This is a genomic window from Flavobacterium sp. FlaQc-48, assembly GCF_044007335.1.
Lineage (GTDB): Bacteria > Bacteroidota > Bacteroidia > Flavobacteriales > Flavobacteriaceae > Flavobacterium.
In genome coordinates this window covers 1-661 of sequence record NZ_JBIPCR010000053.1, presented here as the reverse complement: position 1 = coordinate 661, position 661 = coordinate 1, and the positions used below count along the sequence as shown (strand labels likewise).

Genomic DNA, 661 nt, shown 5'->3' with positions numbered 1-661 from the left:
CCTTATCAATATCAGCTTGTGTTATAAGGTGTACTGCTTTAAATGTTGTTGCGTCTATGGCCCCAACCCCTAAACTTGCCAAAGGGCCTCCGGTGACAACGGCATTATTATCTGTCACTGTAATATGAGTTAAGGTTGTATTTCCTGTATTGGTCACTACAAAAGTATATTCGACCCTGTCCCCAACATTCGTTATTCCGTTACCATTGCTGTCTACAAATACACCTTGTTTTGTGATGGCTATAGATGAACTTGGCGACAATGGGGTAATGGTACAATCCGGACAGGCAGGATCAACCGGACATGTTGTACAAGGCAACGGATCTGTTGATGTTGCCGGTACGTCATTATTGCCCGGATCTTTTCCGGTTGTAGTGGCTAAATTGTAGACTTCTCCCTTATCAATATCAGCTTGTGTTATAAGGTGTACTGCTTTAAATGTTGTTGCGTCTATGGCCCCAACCCCTAAACTTGCCAAAGGGCCTCCGGTGACAACGGCATTATTATCTGTCACTGTAATATGGGTTAAGGTTGTATTTCCTGTATTGGTCACTACAAAAGTATATTCGACCCTGTCCCCCACATTGGTTATTCCGTTACCATTGCTGTCTACAAATACACCCTGTTTTGTTATGGCTATAGATGAACTTGGCGACAATGG

1 pseudogene is annotated in these 661 nt (G+C 43.1%); it reads right to left on the bottom strand.

Going from position 1 to position 661, the window contains the following annotated elements:
- Positions 1 to 661 (bottom strand): annotated as a pseudogene (locus ACHRWY_RS27545) (hypothetical protein); the annotation flags it as partial.